2 protein-coding genes are annotated in these 7,077 nt (G+C 72.8%); both read left to right on the top strand.

What is annotated here, in order from left to right; all coding sequences use genetic code 11:
* The first annotated feature begins 351 nt into the window (after positions 1 to 351).
* Positions 352 to 6,555 carry a DNRLRE domain-containing protein gene (locus tag AE652_RS49320; RefSeq protein ID WP_053112351.1) on the top strand — a complete coding sequence of 2,068 codons (6,204 nt, stop codon included), beginning with the start codon at positions 352 to 354 and terminating at the stop codon, positions 6,553 to 6,555.
* A gap of 180 nt (positions 6,556 to 6,735) precedes the next feature.
* Positions 6,736 to 7,077 (top strand): hypothetical protein (locus AE652_RS31040; RefSeq protein ID WP_049657548.1); only part of this gene is annotated, 342 nt, incomplete at its 3' end.

Raw genomic sequence — 7,077 nt, 5'->3', positions numbered from 1 at the left:
AGGCGGCGGCCCGGTCGAGGGCGCGGAACCTGCTGGCCAGGGCCCTGCCGGCGGCCGTCCGGCTCCCGTCCGGCCGCCGCTGAAGAACGCGCCGGGACGCGCCGGGACGCGCTGAAACACACCGAGCCCCGCTGCGGCCCGCGCCGTACCCGAGGGCGTCGGCCACCCGCCGTCGCGCCCGGGCGCTTTCCCGCCTTCCAAGCAGCTTTCGACCGGTTCCTCCCGCCCGGGAGATTGGCCGGTTCTTTGCTGTCGCTTTACCCCGTCATGGCTGACGCACCATCAGCACGTCGACCGTCCCCCCGTTTTCCGACCACCTTTCCTTCCCGTACGGACCAGTCGAGGAGTTCCATGTCACGCCCCACGGGCGGATCACCGCGGCAGCGGGCCGAAGCCGGCTCGCCGCCCCCCTCCGCAGCGCGCCGCGGCAACGGCGTACTGCGCCACACCGCCGTCGCCCTGGCGGTGGTGCTCTCGGTCGAGGCCGCCGCCGTCATCATGACGACCGGTCAGGCCGTCGCCGTCACCACGGAGCAGTCCCCGAAGCCCGCCAAGGCCCTGGGCCCGGCCGAGGCCAAGGACATCGCGACCGCCCACCTCAAGGCCCGGTTGGAGAACCGCCGGATCGAGGTGGTGGACGAGCGCACCGAGTCGACCACCAGCTGGATCAACCCGGACGGCACCACCACGCTGGACCTCGCCTCCGGCCCGGTCCGCTACAAGGACAAGTCCGGCAGGCTCCAGCCGATCGACGTCGACCTGGCGCGGCAGTCGGACGGCAGCGTCAAGGCCAAGGGGCACCCGCTCAACCTCTCGCTGGCCGGCGCCACCCCGCCCGCCGCCGCGTCGGCGTTCAAGGCCGCCGGTGCCCCGGCCGGCGCCCAGCAGGCCCCGGCCACGCCGCTGGTCTCGCTGGACAACGGCAGCGGCACCGCGATGTCGCTGTCCTGGCGCGGCGCCCTGCCCGCTCCCACCGTGGACGGCGCCAGGGCCCGGTACGCGGACGCGCTCACCGCCACCGACCTGGTCATCGAGTCCACCCGGACCGGCTTCGAGCAGTTCCTGGAGCTCAAGGACCGCTCGGCGGTGGCCGCCAACGGCAGCGTGACGCTCACCCTGGACGCGGCCGGCCTCCAGGCCCGGCAGAACCCGGACGACTCGGTCTCCTTCCTCGACCCGAAGACCGGCGAGGAGAAGGGCCAGCTGCCCGCCCCGGTGATGTGGGACGCGCAGGTCGACGAGCGCAGCGGCGACCACACCCGCACCGCTCCGGTCGCGCTGAAGGTCGTCCAGAACGGGAACGCGATCGACCTGACGCTGACCCCGGACGCCGCCTTCCTGAACGACCCGAAGACGAAGTACCCGGTGACCGTCGACCCGGCGGTCAACATCGGCGTCGGCTTCGACACCTTCGTCCAGCAGGGCTACGCCACCGACGTCTCCTCGCAGACCGAGCTGAAGCTGGGCAACAACGGCTCCGGCCAGGTGGCGCGTTCGTTCCTGCAGTTCCCGATGGCGAAGATCAGCGGGAAGCAGATCACCGGCGGCAAGCTCAACCTGTGGAACTTCCACAGCTGGTCCTGCACCGCGAAGAGCTGGGAGGTCTGGGACACCGGCACGGCCACCACGGCCACCCGCTGGACGGCCCAGCCCGGCTGGAACAAGAAGTGGGCGACGTCCACCGCGACCAAGGGCTACTCCAGCTCCTGCAACGACGGCTGGGTGAACCAGGACATCACCGCGCTGGTCAAGGCCTGGGCCGCCAACGGCAACACCAACAACACCCTGGGCATCCGGGCCACCGACGAGTCCGACCCGTACGGCTGGAAGAAGTTCAACTCCGGCAACGCGACGTCCAACACGCCGTACCTGTCGGTCACCTACAACACCCCGCCGGGTGTCTCCACGCTGGTCTCCCCGGCCGACGCCGCGCTGACCAACGACGCCACGCCGACGCTGTCCGCCAAGGCGACCGACCCCGACGGCGGCAACATCGCCCTGGACTTCGAGGTCTGGGCGTCCAACGGCACGGCCGCGCTGCAGTCCGGGCGCACCGCCATGGCCGCCTCCGGCTCGACGTTCACCTGGGCCCCGGGCACCAAGCTGGCGCCGGGCGCCTACAAGTGGCGCTCGCGCTCCTGGGACGGCACCGCCAACAGCGCCTGGTCGGGCTTCCGCTCCTTCACCGTGGACACCACGGCGCCGGGTGCGACCACCGTCTCCTCCGGGGACTTCCCGGCCGGCCAGTGGGCGGGCACCCCGGACGCCAACGGCAGCTACAGCGGCACCTTCACCTTCACCCCGCCGACCAGCGACGTGAAGGACATCCAGTACCGGCTGGACGGCGGGGCCTGGGTCACCGCGGCCACCACCGGCACCCCGGTCAGCGCCAAGCTCACCTTCAAGGCGGGCTCCCACACCGTCACCGCGCACACCCGGGACGCCGCGGGCAACGTCTCCGCCGACAGGACGTACGCCTTCTACGCCGGCAAGGGCTCCGCCCTGGTCGCGCCGGGAGCGGGCGAGCGCCCGGCCCGCCGCACCTCGCTGCAGGCCGAGGGCAACAGCACCTACACCGGGGTGCGCTACCAGTACCGGCGCGGTGAGACGGACGCCTGGAAGGACGTCCCGGTCGCCAACGTCGCCACCACCGACGGCAAGCCGGTGACGGCCTGGCCGTTCACCGCCCCCGGCGGCAAGCCGGCCGCGCTGACCTGGAACATCACCGACACCCTGGCCGAGAACGGCCCGGTCGACGTCCGCGCGGTGTTCACCGACGGCACCGCCACCGACGCCACCGAGCCGAACACCGTCACGGTGGACCGCAACGCGGGCACCGCGCCGGAGACCAAGGTCGGCCCGGGCGAGGTGAACACCCTCACCGGTGACCTCACCCTCTCCGAGAGCGACGCCGAGGCCTTCGGCCTGCACGCCGAGCGCTCCTTCTCCTCCCGCCGGCCCGCCAACGGCTCGGCCCAGGAGGGCCAGGCGGCGATCTTCGGCCCGCAGTGGAGCTCCGGCACCACCGCCGAACTCACCGACGCCGCCTACTCCTACGTCCGCCAGACCTCGGCGACCTCCCTCTCGGTGGTCTCCGCGGACGGCTCCGAGACCGGCTTCACCGCCACCGGCGCCGGCGGCTGGAAGCCCGAGCCCGGTGCCGAGAACCTCACCCTGACCGGTGCGCTCACCGGCTCCTTCACCCTGAAGGACACCGACGGCACCACCGTCACCTTCGCCAAGGTCGACCCGGCCGCCACCACCTGGCAGGCCTCCGGCTCCTCGCTGCCCAGCGACAACTCCACCACCTCGGTGGTCTCGGAGAAGGTCGTCTCCGGCGGCAAGACCCTGGCCCGCCCGAAGTACGTGGTCGCGCCGTCCTCGGCGACCGCCTCCGCCGACTGCGCCGCCGTGCCGTCCACGGCCGGCTGCCGGGTGCTGGAGTACGTCTACGCCGACACCACCACCGCCACCGCGTCCGCCCTGGGCGACACGGCCGGCCAGGTGAAGCAGATCCGCCTGTGGTCCACCGACCCCGGCGCCGCCACCGCCGCCCCCGTCGCCGTCTCGCAGTACGCGTACGACGCCCAGGGCCGGCTGCGCGAGGTCTGGGACCCGCGGATCAGCCCGGCGCTGAAGACCGCGTACGGCTACGACGCGGCCGGCCGGGTCACCACCGTGACCGAGCCCGGCGAGCTGCCGTGGACCCTGGAGTACGGCAAGGCCGGCAACGCCGCCACCGCCGGCGACGGCATGCTGCTCGCCGCCTCCCGGCCCACCCTCAAGCAGGGCAGCAAGGACGTCACCGACGGCACCGCGACCACCTCGGTCGTCTACGACGTCCCGCTGAGCGGCGCCAACGCGCCGTACCCGCTGGCGCCGTCCGACGTCGCGGCCTGGGGCCAGAGCGACGCCCCGACCGACGCCACCGCCGTCCTGCCACCCGACGCCGTCCCGGCCACCCACGACGGCAAGGCGCTCGGCACCGCCGGCTACAACCGCGCCTCGGTGACGTACACCAACGCCTCCGGCCGCGAGGTCAACACCGCCACCCCCGGCGGCGGCATCACCACCACCGAGTACAACGCCTACGGCAGCCCGGTGCGGACCCTCTCCGCGGAGAACCGCGTCCTCGCCCTGGCCACCACCGGCAACGACCTGAACAAGCTGCGCGCCCTCGGCATCGCCGGCCGCTCGACGGCCGACCGCGCCCAGGTGCTCTCCTCGACCTCGGTCCACTCGGCCGACGGCAAGCGCCTGCTGGAGCGGTACGACCCGCTGCAGCTGGTCACCCTGGAGCACGGCGTGGCCGCCTCCGGCAGCTCCCCGGCGCTCGCCGCCGGCGACGAGGTCCCGGCCCGCGCCCACACCGTCAACGGCTACGACGAGGGCCGCCCGGCGAACGCCGCGGTCAGCGACATGACCACCTCGGTGACGGTCGGCGCCCGGATCGACGGCTACGCCGCCGACGCCGACACCCGCACCACCGCCACCGGCTACGACTGGGCCCAGGGCCTGCCCACCTCGGCCGTCCAGGACCCGGCCGGCCTGAAGATCACCACCAGCACCGGCTACGACGCCAGCGGCCGGGTGACCTCGCAGAGCCGCCCGAACTCCACCGGCTCCGACGCGGCCACCACCGTCACCACGTACTACACCGGCACCGGGACCGGCGCCTGCGCCGGCCACCCCGAGTGGGCCGACCTGGTCTGCTCGATCGCCCCGGCCGCGCAGATCGCCGGCGGCGGCGCCAACCCGCCGCAGCTGCCGACGAAGACCTTCCAGTACGACCGCTGGGGCAACGTCACGGTCCAGACCGAGACCGCCAACGGCGTCACCCGCACCACCACCCGCGGCTACGACGCGGCCGGGCGCGCGGTGAAGACCTCGATCAGCGGCGGCACCGGCACCGCGGTCGCCGACACGGTGTTCGGCTACGACCCCGCCAACGGCGAGCTGGCCACCACCAGCAACGGCAAGGCCACCGTCACCCAGGGCTACGACCGGCTCGGCCGCCAGGTCTCCTACGACGACGGCGCCGGCAACGTCACCACCACCGAGTACGACAAGCTCGACCGCCCGGTGAAGAAGTCCGACTCGGTGCCGTCCACCGTGACCTACGGCTACGACACCGCCAAGGACCCGCGCGGCCTGCCCACCTCCCTGACCGACTCGGTGGCCGGCACCTTCACCGCCTCCTACGACGTCGAGGGCCGGCTGGTCTCCCAGACCATGCCCGGCGGCAACACCCTGACCAGCAGCTACGACAGCCAGGGCGTCCAGACCGGCAAGACCTACACCAACCAGGCGGGCACCGTCCTGCTGGCCGACACCGCCGACTTCACCGTCCACGGACAGCAGGCCGGCCGCACCCAGAGCGACGGCAACAGCACCACCAGCGGCTACACCTACGACGCCACCGGCCGCCTCACCAAGGCCGCCGACAGCACCGGCCTGGCCTGCTCCACCCGGACCTACGCGTTCGACAGGAGCAGCAACCGGACCAACCGCACCAGCGTCACCGACGACTGCGACCCGGCCACGGCGGACACCGTCACCCAGGCCGAGACCCACGGCTACGACACCGCCGACCGCCTCACCGACGCCGACTACGTGTACGACGCCTTCGGCCGCACCACCGCCCTGCCCAAGGGCACCCAGGTCGGCTACCACACCAACGACCTGGTCCGCACCGAGACCCTCGGCGACACCCGCAAGACCTGGGACCTGGACGCCGCCGGCCGCCTGGCGCTCTCCACCACGGAGACCAAGGGCACCGACGGCACCTGGACCGTCACCGCGCAGGACACCAAGCACTTCGACGGCGGCACCGACAGCCCGACCTGGTCCAAGGACGCGGCCGCCAAGCTGACCCGCAACGTCCTGGACCTGACCGGCCGGCTCACGGCCGCCACCGGCACCGACGGCGGCGCGGTCCTGCTGCTGACCAACCTGCACGGCGACGTGTCCGTCCAGATGTCCCCCGACGGCACCGAGGACCTCGCGGTCTACCACTACGACGAGTACGGCAACGTCGTCGACGCCACCGGCTCGGCCGCGTACGGCTGGCTCGGCGGGGCGCAGCGCGAGGCCGACAGCGTCTCCGGCCTCACCCTGATGGGCGTGCGCCTGTACGACCCGACCACCGGCCGCTTCCTGCAGACCGACCCGGTCCTGGAGGGCTCGCCGAACGCCTACGGCTACCCGGTCGACCCGATCACCATGGACGACCTGACGGGCATGTCCTGGAAGAAGAAGTGGGTCGCCAACTTCAGCCGGGCCGAGGGCAACACCATCGGCGGTCTGCTGGTCGTCTCCAGCAAGATCTCCAAGGGCATCTCCGGGATCCTGAAGAAGCTCCCGCACATCGCCGCCCGGGCCGCCGGCTGGGTCCTGTGGGCGCTGTCCTACCTGATGAAGAGCATCGGCAAGAAGTTCCTCAAGGCCGCCAACAAGCGGGGCAGCCACGGGGTCCGGTTCACCTTCGGCATCTGGCACTCCAGCCACTGGTACGTGCCGGACTACCCGACCTACCGGGTGGACCCGCGCTACTGAGAGGGGGACGGCACCCGAGAGGGGGGCGGCACCACGCTGACGCTCCACTGACGCAAGGCAGGATGCACGACAGGTGAGGCCGGGCCCGGGGGTGCTCCCCCGGGCCCGGCCGCTTGCGCGCGCCGATGATCATCCCGGCGTAGGCTCTCGGCTGATCACAGGGGCACAGGAGAGGGAGACATGGGCCAGAAGATCATCCGGTTCTCGGACCTGACCGGCAAGCACGCGGAGAGCGACGCGGACCTGGTGCGGGTGGTGGTGCTCCGGCACCCCGACCTGACGGACGGTCCGGTCGAGATCGACGCGCTGGCCGGGGAGTTGGGCGGCGTGCGGGAGCTGGCGCTCGACCTGGTCACCGTCGAGCTGCACCACCCGGACCGGGCGGAGCCGCAGACGGTGGTGATGGAGGCGGCGACCTTCGACCGGCTGGCCTCGGCCGCGCCGATGGCCGAGGTGCTGCGCGGCGCCCGCCCGGCCGCCCGGACGGCCGCGCGCGAGACGGCGCCCACCCCCGTGCGCGAG

It is taken from the genome of Kitasatospora sp. MY 5-36, assembly GCF_001182915.1.
Taxonomy (GTDB): domain Bacteria; phylum Actinomycetota; class Actinomycetes; order Streptomycetales; family Streptomycetaceae; genus Kitasatospora.
The sequence above is the reverse complement of the archived record's forward strand: the minus strand, read 5'-3'. Positions and strand labels throughout refer to the sequence as shown.

Coding starts and splice junctions, on each gene's coding strand:
- AE652_RS49320 (WP_053112351.1), top strand. CDS start 352: ATGTCACGCCCCACGGGCGGATCACCGCGGCAGCGGGCCGAAGCCGGC.